General features: G+C 70.1%; 14 protein-coding genes. All 14 read left to right on the forward strand.

Going from position 1 to position 18,317, the window contains the following annotated elements; translation table 11 throughout:
* Positions 1-11 precede the first annotated feature (11 nt).
* The 14 genes from J421_RS28065 to J421_RS28130 all read left to right on the forward strand — a co-directional run bounded on the left by J421_RS28065 (position 12) and on the right by J421_RS28130 (position 18,309).
* The gene (locus tag J421_RS28065; RefSeq protein ID WP_025414439.1) at positions 12-833 is read left to right on the forward strand and encodes a 3-keto-disaccharide hydrolase; all 822 of its coding nucleotides are present in this window, start codon (positions 12-14) and stop codon (positions 831-833) included.
* 522 nt (positions 834-1,355) lie between these two features.
* Complete coding sequence (locus J421_RS28070) at positions 1,356-4,373, forward strand: SusC/RagA family TonB-linked outer membrane protein (protein ID WP_025414440.1); 3,018 nt, start codon at positions 1,356-1,358, stop codon at positions 4,371-4,373.
* 9 nt (positions 4,374-4,382) lie between these two features.
* Positions 4,383-6,011 carry a RagB/SusD family nutrient uptake outer membrane protein gene (locus J421_RS28075; RefSeq protein WP_148306591.1) on the forward strand — a complete coding sequence of 543 codons (1,629 nt, stop codon included), beginning with the start codon at positions 4,383-4,385 and terminating at the stop codon, positions 6,009-6,011.
* Between the two features lie 13 nt (positions 6,012-6,024).
* Positions 6,025-7,041, forward strand: a complete 1,017-nt coding sequence (locus tag J421_RS28080) for an ABC transporter permease (RefSeq protein WP_025414442.1) — start codon at positions 6,025-6,027, stop codon at positions 7,039-7,041.
* On the forward strand, positions 7,038-7,862 hold the full coding sequence (locus J421_RS28085; protein ID WP_025414443.1) for an amidohydrolase family protein: 825 nt from the start codon (positions 7,038-7,040) through the stop codon (positions 7,860-7,862). Before J421_RS28080 ends, J421_RS28085 begins: the two co-directional genes overlap by 4 nt.
* 90 nt (positions 7,863-7,952) lie before the next feature.
* Entirely contained in the window at positions 7,953-8,729 is a 777-nt protein-coding gene (locus tag J421_RS28090; protein ID WP_025414444.1) for an SDR family NAD(P)-dependent oxidoreductase, read from the forward strand.
* A 4-nt stretch (positions 8,730-8,733) separates the two neighbouring features.
* Complete coding sequence (locus J421_RS28095) at positions 8,734-9,588, forward strand: fumarylacetoacetate hydrolase family protein (RefSeq protein ID WP_025414445.1); 855 nt, start codon at positions 8,734-8,736, stop codon at positions 9,586-9,588.
* Positions 9,588-10,364, forward strand: coding sequence for an SDR family NAD(P)-dependent oxidoreductase (locus J421_RS28100; protein ID WP_025414446.1), 777 nt, complete (start codon positions 9,588-9,590; stop codon positions 10,362-10,364). The genes J421_RS28095 and J421_RS28100 overlap by 1 nt, the downstream gene beginning before the upstream one ends.
* 80 nt (positions 10,365-10,444) lie before the next feature.
* Positions 10,445-11,839, forward strand: a complete 1,395-nt coding sequence (locus tag J421_RS28105; protein ID WP_236646388.1) for a glucuronyl esterase domain-containing protein — start codon at positions 10,445-10,447, stop codon at positions 11,837-11,839.
* Positions 11,836-13,137: an L-fuconate dehydratase gene (locus J421_RS28110; RefSeq protein WP_025414448.1), complete on the forward strand. Its 1,302-nt coding sequence runs from the start codon at positions 11,836-11,838 to the stop codon at positions 13,135-13,137. The genes J421_RS28105 and J421_RS28110 overlap by 4 nt, the downstream gene beginning before the upstream one ends.
* A complete protein-coding gene (locus J421_RS28115; protein WP_104023593.1) occupies positions 13,134-14,483 on the forward strand; it encodes an alpha-L-fucosidase in 1,350 nt (449 codons plus the stop codon). The genes J421_RS28110 and J421_RS28115 overlap by 4 nt, the downstream gene beginning before the upstream one ends.
* 171 nt (positions 14,484-14,654) lie before the next feature.
* Positions 14,655-15,791 (forward strand): zinc-dependent alcohol dehydrogenase, encoded by a 1,137-nt coding sequence (locus J421_RS28120; RefSeq protein WP_104023425.1) that lies wholly within the window; start codon positions 14,655-14,657, stop codon positions 15,789-15,791.
* Positions 15,792-15,811: 20 nt separating this feature from the next.
* The gene (locus J421_RS28125; RefSeq protein ID WP_025414451.1) at positions 15,812-16,810 is read left to right on the forward strand and encodes an ABC transporter substrate-binding protein; all 999 of its coding nucleotides are present in this window, start codon (positions 15,812-15,814) and stop codon (positions 16,808-16,810) included.
* Positions 16,807-18,309 (forward strand): sugar ABC transporter ATP-binding protein, encoded by a 1,503-nt coding sequence (locus tag J421_RS28130; RefSeq protein WP_025414452.1) that lies wholly within the window; start codon positions 16,807-16,809, stop codon positions 18,307-18,309. The genes J421_RS28125 and J421_RS28130 overlap by 4 nt, the downstream gene beginning before the upstream one ends.
* Positions 18,310-18,317: the final 8 nt, after the last annotated feature.

Below are 18,317 nucleotides of genomic sequence, written 5' to 3' on the forward strand. Positions count from 1 at the left end.
CGATGCATCCCATGCCGACGTTCACCACGCCGCTCGCTCGTCGCGCGCCGTTCCGGATCCTCGCCGCGCTCGCGCTCGCCGCGTGCGCCCATCGCGGCGCCACCCCACAGCCGACCGGCCCGAACGCGCTGTCGAGCGCCGAGCGCGCGGCCGGCTGGCGCGCGCTCTTCGATGGCGAGACGCTGCGCGGGTGGCGCGGGGTCGGCTACGACAGCGTGCCCGTCGGGCACTGGCGCGTGGTCGACGGCGCGATCGAGAAGATCGCGACGAAGAACGTCGCGCGACGGCCGGACGGGCTGCCGGTCTCCGGGGGAGACCTCATGACCGTCGACACGTACGGCGACTTCGAGCTGGCGTGGGAGTGGAAGGCGACGCCGGGCGCGAACAGCGGGGTGAAGTACAACGTCTCCGAGGCGCTGTCGACCGGGCCGCAGAAGGACAGCCACTCGGCGATCGGCTTCGAGTACCAGATGATCGACGACGACCGGCATCCGGACGGGAAGCTGATCAGGCACAAGACGGGCGATCTCTACGACCTCATCTCGTCGAACGAGCGGAAGCACGTGCGGCCGATCGGCGAGTGGAACGAGTCGCGGGTGGTGTTCCGCGGCATGCACGGCGAGCACTGGCTCAACGGCGAGAAGGTCGTCGAGTACGACCTCGGCACGCCGGCGATGCAGGCGGCGGTCGCGGCGAGCAAGTACAAGGTCTATCCGTGGTTCGCCGAGCGGCGTCGCGGGCACATCGTGCTCCAGGACCACGGGGACGAGGTGTACTTCCGGCACATCCGGATCCGCGAGCTCGATGGCGCCGGCCGGTCGGCGACGCGCTGATGCGCGGTTCGCCCGCCAGTTCGTGACGGACCGTCGGCGGCCGGGGTCTGCGACCGAGTGAGTGTGTCGCGGCACCCCGCGCGGCGCGCGAACGAGGTTGACGGGAACTGGTTAATCGATAAAGTTGGCACGCGACGCAGCCGACGCCTCCATCCCTACCGTGGTGTGCCGCGTCACTCATCGGCACGTGCTCGACTCCGGCCGGGTCTGGCCGGGAATAGTTAGTTAGACGTACAATACGTGCCGCGTCGCGCGGTCCTGCCGCGCGAAATGGCTGTCCTTCCGGCGAGAACGGGAACTCGCCGCTTCGCCCCGCCGCGTGGAGTCCGGTCCGACGTCGGTCGTCGGTGCCGCCGCCACGCGGCTTCGGATGCGCGAAGCGCGGCCCCCGACCCAACGCATAGATCGTCGTGCCTGCGTCTCACGCAGGTCGATCTGTCCCGACATCGTACGATCCCAAGTCCTTGGGCCCGGATGCCGTCGGGTGTCGTCGCTCACTCCTGTTTCGGAGGAAGGCCACTCATGAAGCGTTGGCTGATCGCCTGCGGCCTGGCGGGTCTCAGTCTGTTCTCGACCTCCTCGCTGCGCGCACAGGGCACGACCGGACGCGTCACCGGCGTGGTCACGTCGAAGGAGTCGGGACAGCCGATCCAGGGCGCATCCGTGGCCATCGTCGGCACCCGCTTCGGCGCGCTGACGAACGACCAGGGGCGGTACACGGTCTCGCTCGTGCCCGGCCTCTACAAGGTCCGCGTGACGCTCATCGGCTACGGCCCCGTCCTCATGGACAGCGTACCCGTCACCGCCGGACAGACCACCACGGCGAACTTCGAGCTGACCAAGCAGGCGCTCCAGCTCACCGCGGTGACCGTCGTCGGCTACGGCACGCAGGCGAAGCGCGACGTCACGGGCGCCATCGCCTCCGTGAAGGCCGAGGAGATCAAGCAGACCCCGACGACGAACGCCATCGAGGCCATCAAGGGGAAGGTCCCCGGCGTGGACATCGTCACCACCGGCTACAAGCCCGGCGACGGCGTGCGCGTCCGCATCCGCGGCCAGCGCTCCATCCTCGCGTCCAACGACCCGCTGTACGTGCTCGACGGCGTGCCGATGGCGGGTGGCATCGGCGACCTGAACCCGGCCGACATCGAGTCGATCGAGGTGCTGAAGGACGCGAGCGCCACGGCGATCTACGGCTCGCGCGGCGCGAACGGCGTCGTGCTCATCACGTCGACGAAGGGCAACGCCGGCAAGACGAAGATCTCGTACGACACGTACTACGGCGCCGAGGACGCCGCGAAGAAGGTCCGCGTCTTCAACGGCCCCGAGTTCGCCGAGTACAAGCGCGAGGCGTACCGCGCGTCGGGCGACTACGCGAAGTGGTGCGGCACGGCGATGCAGTGCGACGAGGGCGACAAGAACATGTTCTACGTCGAGGAATACAACGCCTTCAAGGCGGGGATCTCGACGGACTGGCAGGACCTGATCCTCCGCACCGGCGGCCAGGCCAGCCACCAGCTCTCGATCACCGGCGGCAACGACCGCACGCAGTACGCGGTCAGCGGCAACATGGTGCGCGACAACGGCATCGTCCTCGGTCAGAACTTCGACCGCAAGTCGATGCGCGTGAACCTCGAGACGCAGGCCAACTCGCGGCTGCGCTTCGGCGGCTCGGCGCTCGTGCTGCGCAGCAAGCAGAACGTCGGCCGCGGCGACGGGCTGTACGGCGAGACGCTCGCCGACGCGCCGCTCTCGGTGCCGTACGACAGCGCCGGCAACGTGATCTTCAAGCCGACGCCCGACTCGCAGCGCGACAACCCGCTCAGCGACGTCGTGAACTACATCAACCGGACGTTCCGCACGCGCGCGTTCGGCACGATGTTCGGCGAGGCGAAGCTCGCGGAGGGGCTCAACTTCCGCGTCAACTTCGGCCCCGACATGACGTTCGCCAAGCAGGGCACGTTCATCGGCGCGCAGACGCAGCAGAACCAGGGCTCCGGCGCGAACGCGTCGATCGGTGAGGACCGCGTCTTCGACTGGACGCTCGACAACATCCTCACGTACAAGCGCGAGTTGGGGCAGAACCACCGCATCGACGCGACGCTCCTGTACTCCATCGAGCGCAACACGACCGAGTCGATGGACGAGGGCGTGTCGGGCCTCCCGTACGAGAGCCAGCTGTTCTACAACCTCGGATCGGCGGCCGCCGTCTCGAACATCGGCTCGGGCATCTCGCAGTGGTCGCTGCAGTCGTACATGGGTCGCGTGAACTACACGTTCATGGACAAGTACCTGCTGACGCTGACCGCCCGTATCGACGGCTCGTCGCGTCTCGCCGAGGGACGCAAGTACGCGACGTTCCCGTCGGTGGCGCTCGGCTACCGCGCCGTGGACCGGAACCCGGTGGGGCCGATCAGCAGCCTGAAGCTCCGCGCGAGCTACGGCATCACCGGCAACACGTCGGTGAATCCCTACCAGACGCAGGGCGGCCTCACGCGCACGGTGTACTCGTGGGGCAACACCGGCGCGTTCGGATATCGTCCCGGCTCGCTCCAGAACCTCGACCTCGGCTGGGAGAAGACGGCGCAGTACGACGCCGGCGCCGACTTCGGCCTGTTCAACGACCGGCTGACCGGCACGCTCGACGGCTACATCGCGAACACGACCGACCTGCTGATGAACCGGCAGCTCCCGCCGAGCACCGGGTACTCCTCCATCACGCAGAACATCGGCGCGACGCGCAACACGGGCGTCGAGGTCGCGCTCTCGCACCGCACGCTCGACAACTGGCACGGGGTCCGGTGGACCAACGACGTCACGTTCTCCGTCGCCCGCAACAAGATCGTCAGTCTCACCTACGGCAAGGTCGACGACCCGGGGAACCGGTGGTTCATCGGCCAGCCGATCAACGGCGGCAGCAACAACGTCTGGTACGACTACAAGATGCTCGGCATCTGGCAGCTCGCCGATTCGCTCGAGGCGAAGAAGTACGGTGAGAAGCCGGGCGAGATCCGCGTGCAGGACGTGGACGGCGACGGCAAGATCAACACGAACGACCTGCAGATCCTCGGGAACACGTTCCCGAAGTGGAACGGGAGCTTCAACAGCCGCGTGGACTGGAAGAGCTTCGACCTCTCGGCGCAGGTGGTGACGCGCCAGGGCTTCATGGTCCAGAACACGTTCCGCACGAGCAACAGCACGCTCGCCGGCCGCTACAACGGCATCTGGGTGAACTACTGGACGCCGACGAACCCGGGCGGTACGGACCCGCGGCCGAACAAGAACCAGGAGAACCCGACCTACGGCGGCGTGCGCGCCTACGAGGACGGCTCGTTCACGCGGCTGCGCAACGTGACGCTCGGCTTCACGCTGCCCAAGAACCTGTCGCAGCGCTTCGGCTCGGACCGCACGCGCATCTACGGCACGGCGCAGAACCCGATCACGTGGACGAACTTCACGGGGCTCGACCCCGAGGGTCGCACGAGCGCGGGCACGCCGTCGTACAAGATGTTCCTCCTCGGCGCCACCTTCGGCTTCTGAGGTGACCCCGTGACCACTCCGAAGACTCACTCCGCGATGCAGAAGCTCGCCCCTCTGGCCATCGCCGCGGCGGGACTGCTCGCCGTCGGCTGCGCCGACCTCGCCGAGAACCCCATCTCGGGCATCACCGCCTCGTACTACGCGACGCCGCCGGGTTTCGACGCGGCCGTGAACGCGAGCTACACACCGCTGCGCGACTGGTACGGGCAGCAGATGGGGATGACGTTCACGACGTTCGGCACCGACGAGTTCACGAACGGCTCGGATGGCAGCTACAAGCACTTCAACACGTACACGACGCAGCTCAACGGCGACGACTCGTACATCCGCGACTTCTGGCGGCTGACGTATCGCGCGGTCAACACGACGAACACGGTGCTCGACGCCGCGCCGACGGCGAACGTGCCCGATGCGACGAAGAAGGTGCGCGTGGCGGAGGCGAAGTTCCTCCGCGCGCTCTACTTCTTCAACGCCGTGCGCACGTGGGGCGACATCCCCATGCCGCTGAAGGCGACGGAGGGCCCGCAGACGGAGGCCACGCGCGAGCCGGTCGCGAAGGTCTACGACCAGATCGTCAAGGACCTCACCGAGGCCGCCGCGGACCTGCCGCCCAGCCAGCCGCAGTACGGCCGCGCCACGAAGTACGCCGCGCAGCAGCTGCTCATGACGGTCTACCTGACGCGCGCCGCGTCGGGCGACTTCCAGAAGGCCGCGGACCTCGGCAAGGGCATCATCAACTCGGGCGCCTTCTCGCTGCTGCCGAAGTACTCCGATCTGTGGGTGATGAGCAACGAGCGGAACTCGGAGATCATCTGGTCGGTGCAGTTCACGCCCGACCTGCTGACCACCGGCCCGGGCAACTCGTCGCACCTGTACCACACGATGGCGTACGATCTCGAGGCGGGGATGGTGCGCGACATCGCGAACGGCCGCCCGTTCCGCCGCTTCCGGGCCACGACGTGGATGTACGGCAACTTCGACCGCTCGAAGGACACGCGGTACGAAGACAGCTTCACCTCGGCGTACATCTCGAACAACCCGAACAACATCCCGAAGGACGCGAGCGGGAAGCCGCGGTGGAGCGTCGGCGACACGGCGTTCTACCTGTCGCCGGTGGAAGTCGACGCGGCGGAGCGCGCGAAGCACTCGTACGTGATCTACGCGCCGTCGCAGTACACCGAGGCCCGGTTCCCGTCGTTCAACAAGAAGTTCATCGACCCGCTCCGCGCGCTCGTGAACGACACCACCGGCTCGCGCGACTGGTTCGTCATGCGGCTCGCCGACACGTACCTGCAGACGGCCGAGGCGCTGATCCGCGACGGCAAGAACGCGGAAGCGGTGCCGTTCATCAACACGGTGCGCGAGCGTGCGGCGAAGCCGGGCGTCGCGAAGTCCAGCATGGACATCACCGCCGGTGAGGCCACGCTCGACTTCTTGCTCGACGAGCGGGCGCGCGAGCTGGGCGCGGAGATGACGCGCTGGTTCGACCTCGTACGGACGGGCAAGCTCATCGAGCGCGTGCAGAAGTACAATCCGCAGGCGGCGCCGAACATCAAGCCGACGCACCTGCTGCGCCCGATCCCGAACGAGCAGATCACGCTCACGAGCAACAAGTTCCCGCAGAACCCCGGGTACTGACGGCGCTCCACGGATGACGGCATCGACGGCGGACGCGGAGGCGGGTTCCTGGAGCCTCCGCTCGGCCGAGGCAGGCCGGCGCTGGCTCGGACGACTCGGGCCGGCCGCCGGCCTCGTGCTCGTCGTCCTCACGTTCGCGCTGCTCTCCGACGCGCCGGCTCGCTACCTGTCGCCGTTCAACCTGCGGATCGTGCTCTCGCAGACGGCGATCGTGGCGGTCGGCGCGATCGGCATGACGGCCATCATCGTCAGCGGCGGCATCGACCTCTCGGTGGGCGCGGTCATCGCGCTCACGGGGGTCATCACCGCGCTGACGCTCGGCGCGGGATGGCCGCCGCTGCTCGCCGTGGCCGCGGCGGTGCTCGCCGGCGGCGCGGTCGGCTTCGTGAACGGGCTGCTGGTCACGGGGCTGCGGGTGGTGCCGTTCATCGCGACGTTAGGCATGCTCGGCGTGGCGCGCGGCGTGGCGAAGTGGCTCGCCGGCGAGCAGGCGGTGGACGTCGCGCCGAACCCGGTGAACGATCTGCTCGTGACGGTGCCGCGCCAGCGGTGGATGGTGCTCGCGCCGGGCGTGTGGCTCACGATCGGGCTGGCGATCGTCGCGGCGTTCGTGCTGCGCAACACGGTGTTCGGGCGTCGCGTCTTCGCGCTCGGCTCCAACGAGCACGCGGCGCGCGCGATGGGGATCGACACGGGTCGGCTCACGCGGCTCACCTACGCGCTCGCCGGGCTGCTGTTCGGCCTCGCCGGCGTGATGCAGATGTCGCGGCTGCGCCAGGGCGATCCGACGGTGGCGAACGGCGCGGAGCTCGACATCATCGCCGCGGTGGTGATCGGCGGCGGAAGCCTGAGCGGCGGAGAGGGGAGCATCCTCGGCTCGATGATCGGCGCGCTGATCATGGCGTTCCTGCGCAACGGCTGTCAGCAGATGGGATGGCCGAACTACATCCAGGAGATCATCATCGGCGCGATCATCGTGCTCGCCGTCGCGCTCGACCGGCTGCGTGCGCGCGCCGCGGAGCACGCATGACGGACGCGCACGTGCACTTCTGGGATCCGTCGGCGCTGCACTACCCGTGGCTCGAGGAGCTCCCCGCGCTGCGCCGCGCGTTCGGTCCGGACGAATACGCGACGGCGGCCGGCGACGCGCCGGTGGAGCGGCTCGTGTTCGTGGAGTGCAACTGCGTCGCCGAGGAGAGCGCACGCGAGGTCGCGTTCGTGGAGCGGCTGGCCGAGCGCGAGCCCCGGATCGCCGGCATCGTGGCGTTCGCCGACGTCGCCGCGCACGGTGCGGCGGCGCTCGACGCGCTCCCGGACTCGCCGCTCGTGAAGGGCGTGCGCCAGAACATCCAGGGCCAGCCGTCCGGCTTCTGTATACGGCGTACATTCGTCGACGGCGTGCGCGAGGCGGCGCGGCGCGGGCTCGCGTTCGACCTCTGCGCGACGCACGACCAGCTCGGCGACGTGATCGCGCTCGTCGAGCGGTGCCCGGACGCGCGCTTCGTGCTCGATCACTGCGGCAAGCCGGCGATCCGCGCGCGGGCGATCGACACGTGGGGTCGCGACCTCGCGACGCTCGCCGCGCACGACGGCGTGTGGTGCAAGCTCTCCGGGCTGCTCACCGAGGCGGGCGCGGAGTGGACGCAGGACGACCTGCTGCCGTACGCCGAGCGCGTCGCGGAGCACTTCGGTCCCGCGCGCATGCTCTACGGGAGCGACTGGCCGGTGCTGACGCTCGCGGGCACGTACGCGCAGTGGTACGATTTCACACGGCGCGTGGCGAAGGATTGGAGCGGCCCGGAGCGCGACGCGTTCTATTCGGGAAACGCGGCTCGAGCGTACGAACTATGACATCGAACCGCAGAGGACGCAGAGGACGCAGAGGAAACCGCCGGAAAGGTTCTCCGCTGCGTCCTCTGCGTCCTTCGCGGTGAATACACAGTGACCCACGACCTCACGAACAGGACCGCCGTCGTCACCGGCGCCGCGTCGGGCATCGGCCGAGCAATCGCGCTGCACTTCGCCGCGGCGGGTGCGCGCGTGGCGGCGCTCGACGTGAACGACGACGCGCTGCGCGAGCTGGTCGCGGAGGCGGAGCGCGACGGCGGCTCGGCGGCGGCGTTCCCGTGCGACGTGCGCGAGCAGTCGGCGGTGCTCGAGACGTTCCGCGTGGTGGCCGAGCGGTTCGGGCCCGTCGACGCGCTCGTGAACAGCGCCGGCGTCGCGCACGTGGGCACGGTGGAGAGCACCGAGGAGGCCGACTTCGATCGGCTGTACGCGGTGAACGTGAAGGGCGTCTACAACTGCCTGCGCGCCGTCGTGCCGAGCATGAAGGGGCGCGGCGGTGCGATCCTCAACGTCGCGTCGGTCGCCGCCGTCGTCGGCATCCCGGACCGCTTCGCGTACTCCATGACGAAGGGCGCCGTGCTCACGATGACGTACTCGGTGGCGCGCGACTACGTGGCGCACGGCATCCGCTGCAACGCCATCTCGCCGGCGCGCGTGCACACGCCGTTCGTCGACGGCTTCCTCGCGCGCAGCTACCCGGGCCGCGAGCCGGAGATGTTCGAGGCGCTCTCCCGCACGCAGCCCATCGGCCGCATGGGACGCCCCGACGAGATTGCGGCGCTCGCGCTGTTCCTCTGCTCCGACGCGGCGGCGTTCATCACCGGCAGCAACTACACCATCGACGGCGGGTTCGTCTCCCTCAAGATGTGAGGCCATGAAGCTGATCCGATTCGGCGCGCCGGGGCGCGAGAAGCCCGGCGTGCTCCTTCCCGACGGCCGGCGCGTGGACGCGTCGAGCTTCATCGTCGACTACGACGAGGAGTTCTTCGGATCCGACGGGCTCGCGCGGCTCGAGCGGTGGCTGCGCAACGCCGGCGCGTCGGCGCCCGAGGTGCCGGCCGACGCGCGACTCGGCCCGCCGGTCGCGCGGCCGAGCAAGATCGTGTGCATCGGGCTCAACTTCCGCGACCACGCGGCGGAGACGGGCGCGAAGATCCCCGAGGAGCCGATCGTGTTCCTGAAGGCGACGAGCGCGCTCGCCGGGCCGGACGACGACGTGATCATCCCGCGGCACAGCGAGAAGACCGACTGGGAGGTGGAGCTCGGCGTCGTCATCGGCAAGCGCGCGAGCTACGTGTCGGAGGCCGACGCCATGTCGCACGTCGCCGGCTACGTGCTGCACAACGACTACTCGGAGCGCGCGTTCCAGCTCGAGCGCGGCGGCCAGTGGGTGAAGGGGAAGAGCTGCGACACGTTCGCGCCGTTAGGCCCGTTCCTCGCCACGCGAGACGAGATCGCCGATCCGCACGCGCTCCGCATGTGGCTCCGCGTGAACGGCGAGACGATGCAGGACGGCACGTCGGCGGACATGATCTTCGGCGTACCGAAGCTCGTGAGCTACCTCTCCGAGTTCATGTCGCTGCTCCCGGGCGACGTCGTCTCGACGGGCACGCCGGCGGGCGTGGGGCTCGGCATGAAGCCGCCGCGGTTCCTGAAGCCCGGCGACGAGGTGGAGCTCGGCATCGACGGACTCGGCACGTCGAAGCAGCGGCTGCGCGCCTGCCGGTGATGCCGACGGCGGGCACGCGGCTGCGCGACCGCGCGGTGCTCATCACGGGCGCGAGCACCGGCATCGGCCGTGCGTGCGCGCTGCGCTTCGCGCGCGAGGGCGCGCGGCTCGCGCTCGCCGACGTGCAGGTGGAAGGGGGCGAGGCGCTCGCGCGCGAGATCACCGCGGCCGGCGGCACCGCGTGCTTCGTGCGCGCCGACGTCGCGCGCCGCGCCGACAACGAGCTCGCGGTGGACGCGTGCGTCGACCGCTTCGGGCGGCTCGACGTGCTGTTCTGCAATGCGGGCGTGAACCTGCCGAAGCGGCTTCCCGACTCGGACGACGACGACATCGCCCGCGTGCTCGGCGTGAACGTACTCGGCCCGCTGTACGCGGCACGCCACGCGATCCCCGTGATGCAGAAGCAGGGCGGCGGCTGCATCCTGTTCACGGCGAGCAAGACGGGGCTCGTCGCGCAGACCGACTCTCCGGTGTACTGCGCGTCGAAGGGCGCGGTCGTCATGCTCGCGAAGGCGCTCGCGCTCGACTACGCGACGCAGGGCATCCGCGTGAACGCGCTGTGCCCGGGGATCATCGAGACGCCGATGCTCCGGGAGTTCGCCGACGCGATGGACGATCCCGGGGCGGCGTGGGCGCGCTACTCGGCCGCGCAGCCGATGGGACGGCTGGGCACCGCGGAGGAGTGTGCGGACGCCGCGCTGTGGCTGGTGTCCGACGAGTCGTCGTTCGTCACCGGCGTCGCGCTGCCGGTCGACGGCGGGTTCACGGCGATGTGAGCGGGGATGGACGCATGGACAGGAGACGGCGGCAGATGGCTCTTCCTTTCGTTTCGGACAGGATGAACAGGATGGAGAGGATGACCAACGGCACCAACACCAACAGCAAAGGCACTGCTGTTGGTGTTGGTGCCGTTGGTCATCCTGTCCATCCTGTTCATCCTGTCCGAACGAAGCGCACCAGCATCCTGTCGCTTCTCTTCGCGCTGGTCATCCTGTCGAGCAGCGCGGCCGGCGCGCAGAACGCCCCGCCGTCGGTGGTGGCCGGCATCCCGGTCAACTACGACGAGGCGAAGGTCGGCACGTACACGCTCCCCGACCCGCTCGTGCTGAACGACGGCACGCGGGTGCGCGACGCGATGACCTGGTGGGTGCGGCGGCGCGACGAGGTGCTGCGGCTGTTCGAGACGAACCAGTTCGGGCGCGCGCCCGGCCGACCGCCGGGCATGCGCTTCGAGCTGCTCGACTCGGCCACGACCACGTTCGACGGCTACGCGACGCGTCGGCAAGTGCGCATCCATCTCGCGCCGGGGAACGAGCGCCCGTTCGTCGACGTGCTGCTCTACGTGCCGCGCGGCCTCCGGGCGCGCGTCCCCGTGCTGCTCAACGTGAGCTTCTCGCCGAACCGCAGCACCGTGGTCGACAGCGGCATCGTCGGCGGCGACTCGTCGTGGGCGCGTGACGGCAAGCGCGTGGCGGCGCCGCCCGCCGGCCGCGGCGCGTTGAACCCGCGCCCGTTCCTCGCGCAGGGGATCGGCGTCGCCACCGTGTACTACGGCGACATCGATCCCGACTTCGCGGGCGGGCTGCCGTACGGCGTGCGCGCGGCGTATCTCAAGCCCGGGCAGACGACCGTCGCGCCGGACGCGTGGGGCGCGATCGCGGCGTGGGCCTGGGGGCTGAGCCGCGTCATGGACTACCTCGAGACCGACCCCGACGTCGACGCGAGGAAGGTGGCGCTCGTCGGCGTGTCGCGGCTCGGCAAGACGGTGCTGTGGGCCGCCGCGCGCGACGAGCGGTTCGCGCTCGTGATCGCGAGCTGCTCGGGCGAGGGCGGCGCGGCGCTCAGCCGGCGCGACTACGGCGAGACGGTGGCGCACATCACGCACCCGACGCGCTACGGCTACCAGTTCGCCGGCAACTACGCGACCTACGCGAGCCGCGTCGACTCGCTCCCGATGGATGCGCACATGCTGCTCGCGCTCGTCGCGCCACGTCCGGTGCTGCTGCAGACGGGCGACACCGACTTCTGGTCCGACCCCAGGGGCGAGTTCCTCGCCGCGGTCGCGGCGGAGCCGGTGTTCAACCTGTTGGGCGCGCGCGGGCTCGACACGAAGGAGATGCCGCCGGTGGGGACGGCGATCTTGCACACGTTAGGCTGGTACGAGCACGCCGGCGGCCACGGCACGATCCCGTCGGACTGGGACGTGTTCCTGCGCTTCCTCCGGCTGCACTTCCAGGGCGTCGCGCCGTGAGCCGGATCACGATCACGAGCGTCACGACGCACGACGTCCGCTTCCCGACGTCGCGCGCGCTCGACGGCTCCGACGCGATGAACCCCGACCCGGACTACTCGGCGGCGTACGTGGTGCTCGGGACCGACGCGCCGGGGCTCGAAGGGCACGGGCTGACGTTCACGATCGGGCGCGGCAACGAGCTGTGCGTCGCGGCGATCGACGCGCTCGCGCCGATGGTGCGCGGCGTGACGCTCGACGACATCACCGCGGACATGGGCGCGTTCTGGCGGCGCGTCGTCGGCGACACGCAGCTGCGCTGGGTGGGGCCGGAGAAGGGCGTGCTGCACCTCGCCACCGCGGCGCTCGTGAACGCGGTGTGGGACCTGTGGGCGAAGGCCGAGGGGAAGCCGCTGTGGAAGCTGCTCGTCGACCTGTCGCCCGAGGAGATCGTGCGGTGCGTCGACTTCCGCTACGTCACCGACGCGCTCACGCCCGACGAGGCGCTCGCCATCCTGCGCCGCAACGCCGGCACGCGCGCCGAGCGCGAAGCAGAGATGCGGCGCGACGGGTATCCCGCGTACACGACGTCCGCCGGCTGGCTCGGGTATCCCGACGAGAAGATCCGGCGGCTGTGCGCCGAAGGGGTGGCGGCCGGATGGAACCACTTCAAGATCAAGGTGGGGCGCGACCTCGCCGACGACCTGCGGCGCGCGGCGCTCGTGCGCGAGGCGATCGGTCCCGACCGCAAGCTCATGGTCGACGCGAACCAGGTGTGGGACGTCGGCGAGGCGATCGCATGGATGGGCGAGCTGGCGCGCTTCGACCCGTGGTGGATCGAGGAGCCGACGAGCCCCGACGACGTGCTGGGACACGCGGCGGTCGCGCGTGCCGTCGCGCCGATCGGCGTCGCGACCGGCGAGCAGTGCCAGAACCGCGTCGTGTTCAAGCAGCTCATGCAGGCGAACGCGATCCGCTTCTGTCAGATCGACGCGTGCCGGCTCGGCGGGGTGAACGAGGTGATCGCCGTGCTGCTCATGGCCGCGAAGTTCGGCGTGCCGGTGTGCCCGCACGCCGGTGGCGTGGGGTTGTGCGAGTACGTGCAGCATCTCGCGATCTTCGACTACGTGTGCGTGAGCGCGTCGCTGGACGATCGCATCGTGGAGTACGTCGATCACCTGCACGAGCACTTCGTGCACCCGGTGGTGATCCGCGGCGGCCGCTACGTGCCGCCGACCGCGCCGGGATACAGCATCACGATGAAGCCCGAGAGTCTGCGCACGTACGCCTACCCCAACGGCCCCGCGTGGTCCTCATGAAGACGCTCACACGACTCACCGTCGCGCTGCTGCTCGCCGCGACCGCCGGTGCGCAGCCGAAACCCGAGACGCCGGCCCAGCGCGACGCGCGCATGCAGTGGTGGCGCGAGGCGCGGTTCGGGATGTTCATCCACTGGGGGCTCTACGCCGTGCCCGCGGGCTCCTACAAGGGGGAGCGCCTGCCGAACATCGGCGAGTGGATCATGAACAACGCGCACATCCCGGTGGCGGAGTACGAGCAGTTCGCGCAGCGCTTCGACCCGGAGCAGTTCGACGCCGACGCGTGGGCGCGCACGGCGAAGGCGGCCGGGATGAAGTACATCATCATCACGTCGAAGCACCACGACGGCTTCGCGATCTTCGACTCCAAGGTGTCGCGCTACGACATCGTCGACGCGACGCCGTATCACCGCGATGCGCTGAAGGCGCTCGCCGCGGCCGCGCACCGCGAGGGGCTCAAGTTCGGGGTCTACTACTCCATCATGGACTGGCATCACCCCGACGCGCAGGCGCCGAACTACCCGGAGTACAACTCGCGCACGAAGACGAACCCGAACTTCGCGCGCTACGTCGAGACCTACATGAAGCCGCAGCTCCGCGAGCTCGTGACGCAGTATCCCGAGATCGACGTGCTGTGGTTCGACGGCGAGTGGATCCCCGACTGGAGCGATGCGCAGGGGAAGGCGCTGTACGACTGGCTGCGCACGTTGAAGCCGAGCCTCATCATCAACAACCGCGTCGGCCACTCGCGCAACGGCATGCAGGGGATGAGCGCGAGCGGCGACGCGCCCGGCGACTTCGGCACGCCCGAGCAGCAGGTGCCGCCCGAGGGGCTCCCGGGCATCGACTGGGAGACGTGCATGACGATGAACGACACGTGGGGCTTCAAGTCGTACGACGACGACTGGAAGGACACGAAGACGCTCGTCCGCACGCTCGTCGACGTCGCGTCCAAGGGCGGCAATCTCCTGCTCAACGTCGGGCCGACGGCCCAGGGGCTGATCCCCGCGCCGAGCGTGTCGCGCCTGCGCGAGATGGGCGACTGGATGCGCGCGAACGGTAACGGCGAGTCGATCTACGGCACGACGGCGAGCCCGTTCGGGCTGCCGGCGTGGGGACGGTACACGACGAAGGGCGCGAAGGTCTACGCGCACGTCTTCGACTGGCCGAAAGACCGCAAGCTCACGCTCACCGGCGTGACGAAGCGCCCGTCGCGCGTGTCGCTGCTCGTCGACGGCAAGCCGCTCGACGTGACGCAGGGTGCCGGCGGCGCGTTCGTCGTCACGCTGCCACCGGTGGCGCCGAGCACGATCGCGTCCGTGCTCGTGCTGGAGGGGACACGATGACAGGATGCCGGGCGCTCTTCTTTGGACAGGATGACAGGACGGACAGGATGAGAACCTCTTCTAAGAGAGAGCAACTGCAACAGCCTTCTTGGTGTTGTTCATCCTGTCCGTCCTGTCATCCTGTCTGAACGAACGGCAGCCCGTCCTGTCCATCTTCACGCGCGAGGGGTGATGCGAGCAGCGGTGCTGGTGGACGTGAACCGCATCGAGGTGCGCGACGTCCCGCGTGCCGTGCTCGCGCCGCACGAGGTGCGGGTGCGCGTCGGCGCGGTGGGGCTGTGCGGCACCGACGTGCACATCGTGGAGGGGCACGCGAACTATCACCGCGACGCGCACGGCCGCGTCGTGCCGCTCGCCTCGTGCCCGCAGATCCTCGGCCACGAGATCGCCGGCGAGGTCGTGGAGATCGGCGCGGACGCGCGCGGGGTGCGCGTGGGCGAGCGCGTGATCGTCGACCAGGGACGCACGTGCGTCGGCGAGCGGCGCACGCCGGTGTGCGAGTACTGCGCGACCGGCGACTCGCACCAGTGCGAGTGGTACGCCGAGCACGGGATCACCGGGCTCCCGGGCGGCTTCGCCGAGGAGATCGTCGTGCCGGCGGCGAACGTGGTGCCGCTGGCGTCGGACCTCGACCTCCTGCGCGCCGCGCTGGCGGAGCCGCTGGGCTGCGTCGTGCACTCGACGGAGACCGTGCTGCGCGCGCCGTCGCGCTACCGGCTCGCCGGCGATGCGGCAGCCGTGCGCACGGTGGTGCTGTGCGGTGCCGGACCGTCGGGGCTCCTGTTCGTGCAGTACCTGCGCAACGTGCTGGGCTTCGACGGCACGCTGCTGGTGTCGGAGCCGAGCGCGCGGCGCCGCGTGCTGGCCGAGCGGTTCGGCGGCGAGACGATCGATCCGACGTCGACGCCGCTCGCCGACGCGGTGCGCGACCGCACGGAGGGCCGCATGGCCGAGCTGCTGATCGACGCATCGGGCGCCGGCGCGGTGATCGCCGCGGTGCCCGAGCTCGTGCGCAAGCAGGGCACGGTGCTGTTCTACGCGCACGGCCATGCCGGCGTCGATCTCAGCGTGATGAACGGCGTCCAGTTCCTCGAGCCGACCATGCTCTCCCCGTGTGGCGCGTCCGGCGGCTTCGAGCCCGACGGCCGCCCGACGACGTACGTGCGCGCGCTGCGCATGATCGAGAGCGGCCGTATCGACGTCGGCTCGCTCGTGACGCATCGTTACCACTCGCTCGACGCCGTGCCGCAGGCGTTCGCCGGCGATCACCGGCTGCCGGAGTACGTGAAGGGAGTCGTGGTGCTGTAAACGACAACCGCCGAGCCAACATGACCAGACGATCTCTGATCGCCGTCGCCGTAGTCGCACTGCTCGCCGCCTGCAGCAAGAGCGCCGACAGTGGAAAGGGTCCGCTCACCATCGCGGTCATCCCGAAGGGCACCACGCACGAGTTCTGGAAGAGCATCCACGCCGGCGCCGAGCAGGCGGCGCGCGAGCTGTCGGCGCAGGGCGACTCCGTCGTCATCATCTGGAAGGGCCCCATCCGCGAGGACGACCGCGAGCAGCAGGTGCAGGTCGTCGAGGGATTCGTGAGCCAGGGCGTGAAGGGGATGGTGCTCGCCCCGCTCGACCGGCAGGCGCTCGTCCGCCCTGTCGAGGAGGCGCAGCGCGCCGGCGTGCCGACCGTCGTGATCGATTCGCGGCTCGACACCGATTCCATCGTCGGCTACGTCGCCACCGACAACCTGAAGGGCGGCCAGCTCGCCGCCGACCGGCTCGGCGAGCTGTTAGGCGGCAAGGGCAAGGTGCTCGTGCTCCGCTATCAGGAAGGCTCGGCGAGCACGATGGAGCGCGAGCGCGGCTTCCTCGAGGAGCTGAAGGCGAAGTACCCCGGCATCACGCTCGTCTCGTCGGACCAGTACTCGGGCCCCACGCGCGAGACGGCGAAGCGCGCCGCGGAGAACCTGCTGAACCGCTTCGGCGCCGACCTGCAGGGGATCTTCACGCCGAACGAGTCGTCCACCATCGGCATGCTGCTCGCCCTGCAGGACATCGGCAAGGCGGGCTCGGTGCGGCTCGTCGGCTTCGACGCGGGACAGACGCTGCTCACCGCGCTCCGCGCGAAGCAGATCCAGGGGCTCGTCGTGCAGAACCCGATGCGCATGGGCTACCTCGGCGTGAAGACGATGGTGGATCACCTGCGCGGCCGCCCCGTGTCGAAGCTCGTCGACACCGGCGTGATGCTCGTGACGCCGGAGAACGTCGACTCGGCGCAGGTGCAGCAGGTCGTGAGCCCGCCGATCGCGAAGTACTTGCCGGGCGGATGAGCGACGCCCTGCTCGAGATCACCGGCGTCGCGAAGCGATTCGGCGCCACCGTCGCGCTCGACGGCGTGGACCTCGCGCTGCGCGCCGGCGAGGTGCACGCGCTCGTCGGCGAGAACGGGGCGGGGAAGTCCACGCTCATGGGCGTCCTCGCTGGCGCGCTGCGCCCCGATCGCGGCACGATGCGGCTCGCCGGCGCGCCGTACACGCCCGGCTCGCCGCTCGACGCGCGGCGGCGCGGCATCGCGCTGATCCACCAGGAGCTGTCGCTCTGCCCACACCTCACGGTGGCCGAGAACGTCGTGTTGGGCGCCGAGCCGACGCGGCGTGGGCTCGTCGACCGGGACGCCGCGCGCGGTCGCACGCGTGCGCTGCTCGCCGAGTTCGGGCACCCGGAGATCGAGCCCGATCGACCCGTGCGCGCGCTGTCGATCGCGGCGCGGCAGGTCGTGGAGATCTGCCGCGCGCTGAACGCGGATGCGCGCGTGCTGCTCATGGACGAGCCGACGAGCTCCTTCCAGCGCGCCGACGTCGAGCGGCTGTTCGCGCTCGTCAGGCGGCTCGCCGCGCGCGGCATCGCGGTCGTCTACATCAGCCACTTCCTCGAGGAGGTGCGCGAGATCGCCGACGCGTACACCGTGCTGCGCGACGGCCGATCGGTGGACAGCGGCCGCATCGCCGAGGTGACGAACGAGCGACTCGTCGCGCGCATGGTGGGGCGCGAGATGGGCGGCATGTTCCCGGCGCGCGCGTCGCACGAGCGCGGCGAGGTGCTGCTCGCGGTGGACGGTCTCGCGGCGCCGGGGCTCGCGCACGCGAGCTTCGAGATCCGACGCGGCGAGATCCTCGGCGTCGCGGGGCTCGTCGGCGCGGGGCGCACGGAGCTGGTGCGCGCACTGTTCGGGCTCGCGCCGGCGCAGTCGGGGCGCGTCACGCTCGGCGGTCGCGCGCTGGCGCTGCGCGGCGCGCCGGACCGACGGATCGACGACGGGTTCGGGTATCTGAGCGAGGACCGGAAGGGCGAGGGGCTCGCGCTGCCGCTCTCGATCGCCGACAACGTGTGCGCGACGCGCCTCGACGCGTGCACGCGCGGCGGCGGCATCCTCGACCTCGGCCGGCAGCGCACCCGCGCCCGCCGGTGGATCGACGCGCTCGGCGTGCGCGCGTGGGGGCCGGAGCAGCGGGTGCGGACGCTCTCGGGCGGCAATCAGCAGAAGGTGGCCCTCGGCCGTTTACTTCATCAGGAGGCCGACGTGCTGCTCCTCGACGAGCCGACGCGCGGCATCGACGTCGGCAGCAAGGCGCAGGTGTACGATGCCGTCGCGCGCGCCGCCGACGCCGGCAAGGCGGTGCTGCTCGTCAGCTCGTACCTGCCGGAGCTGTTCGGCCTCTGCGACCGGATCGCGGTGATGTGCCGCGGGCGACTCTCGGCGGCGCGCCCGGTGTCGGAGTGGACGCCGGAGACGGTGCTCGCGGCCGCCGTCGGTGCCGACGCCGCCTGACACGAAGA

This window comes from Gemmatirosa kalamazoonensis, assembly GCF_000522985.1.
Lineage (GTDB): Bacteria > Gemmatimonadota > Gemmatimonadetes > Gemmatimonadales > Gemmatimonadaceae > Gemmatirosa > Gemmatirosa kalamazoonensis.

What these genes read in the sequence shown, in the direction of transcription:
- J421_RS28065 (WP_025414439.1), top strand. Translation starts at nt 12, where the DNA reads ATGCCGACGTTCACCACGCCGCTCGCTCGTCGCGCGCCGTTCCGGATC.
- J421_RS28070 (WP_025414440.1), top strand. Translation starts at nt 1,356, where the DNA reads ATGAAGCGTTGGCTGATCGCCTGCGGCCTGGCGGGTCTCAGTCTGTTC.
- J421_RS28080 (WP_025414442.1), top strand. Translation starts at nt 6,025, where the DNA reads ATGACGGCATCGACGGCGGACGCGGAGGCGGGTTCCTGGAGCCTCCGC.
- J421_RS28085 (WP_025414443.1), top strand. Translation starts at nt 7,038, where the DNA reads ATGACGGACGCGCACGTGCACTTCTGGGATCCGTCGGCGCTGCACTAC.
- J421_RS28095 (WP_025414445.1), top strand. Translation starts at nt 8,734, where the DNA reads ATGAAGCTGATCCGATTCGGCGCGCCGGGGCGCGAGAAGCCCGGCGTG.
- J421_RS28100 (WP_025414446.1), top strand. Translation starts at nt 9,588, where the DNA reads ATGCCGACGGCGGGCACGCGGCTGCGCGACCGCGCGGTGCTCATCACG.
- J421_RS28105 (WP_236646388.1), top strand. Translation starts at nt 10,445, where the DNA reads ATGACCAACGGCACCAACACCAACAGCAAAGGCACTGCTGTTGGTGTT.
- J421_RS28115 (WP_104023593.1), top strand. Translation starts at nt 13,134, where the DNA reads ATGAAGACGCTCACACGACTCACCGTCGCGCTGCTGCTCGCCGCGACC.
- J421_RS28120 (WP_104023425.1), top strand. Translation starts at nt 14,655, where the DNA reads ATGCGAGCAGCGGTGCTGGTGGACGTGAACCGCATCGAGGTGCGCGAC.
- J421_RS28125 (WP_025414451.1), top strand. Translation starts at nt 15,812, where the DNA reads ATGACCAGACGATCTCTGATCGCCGTCGCCGTAGTCGCACTGCTCGCC.
- J421_RS28130 (WP_025414452.1), top strand. Translation starts at nt 16,807, where the DNA reads ATGAGCGACGCCCTGCTCGAGATCACCGGCGTCGCGAAGCGATTCGGC.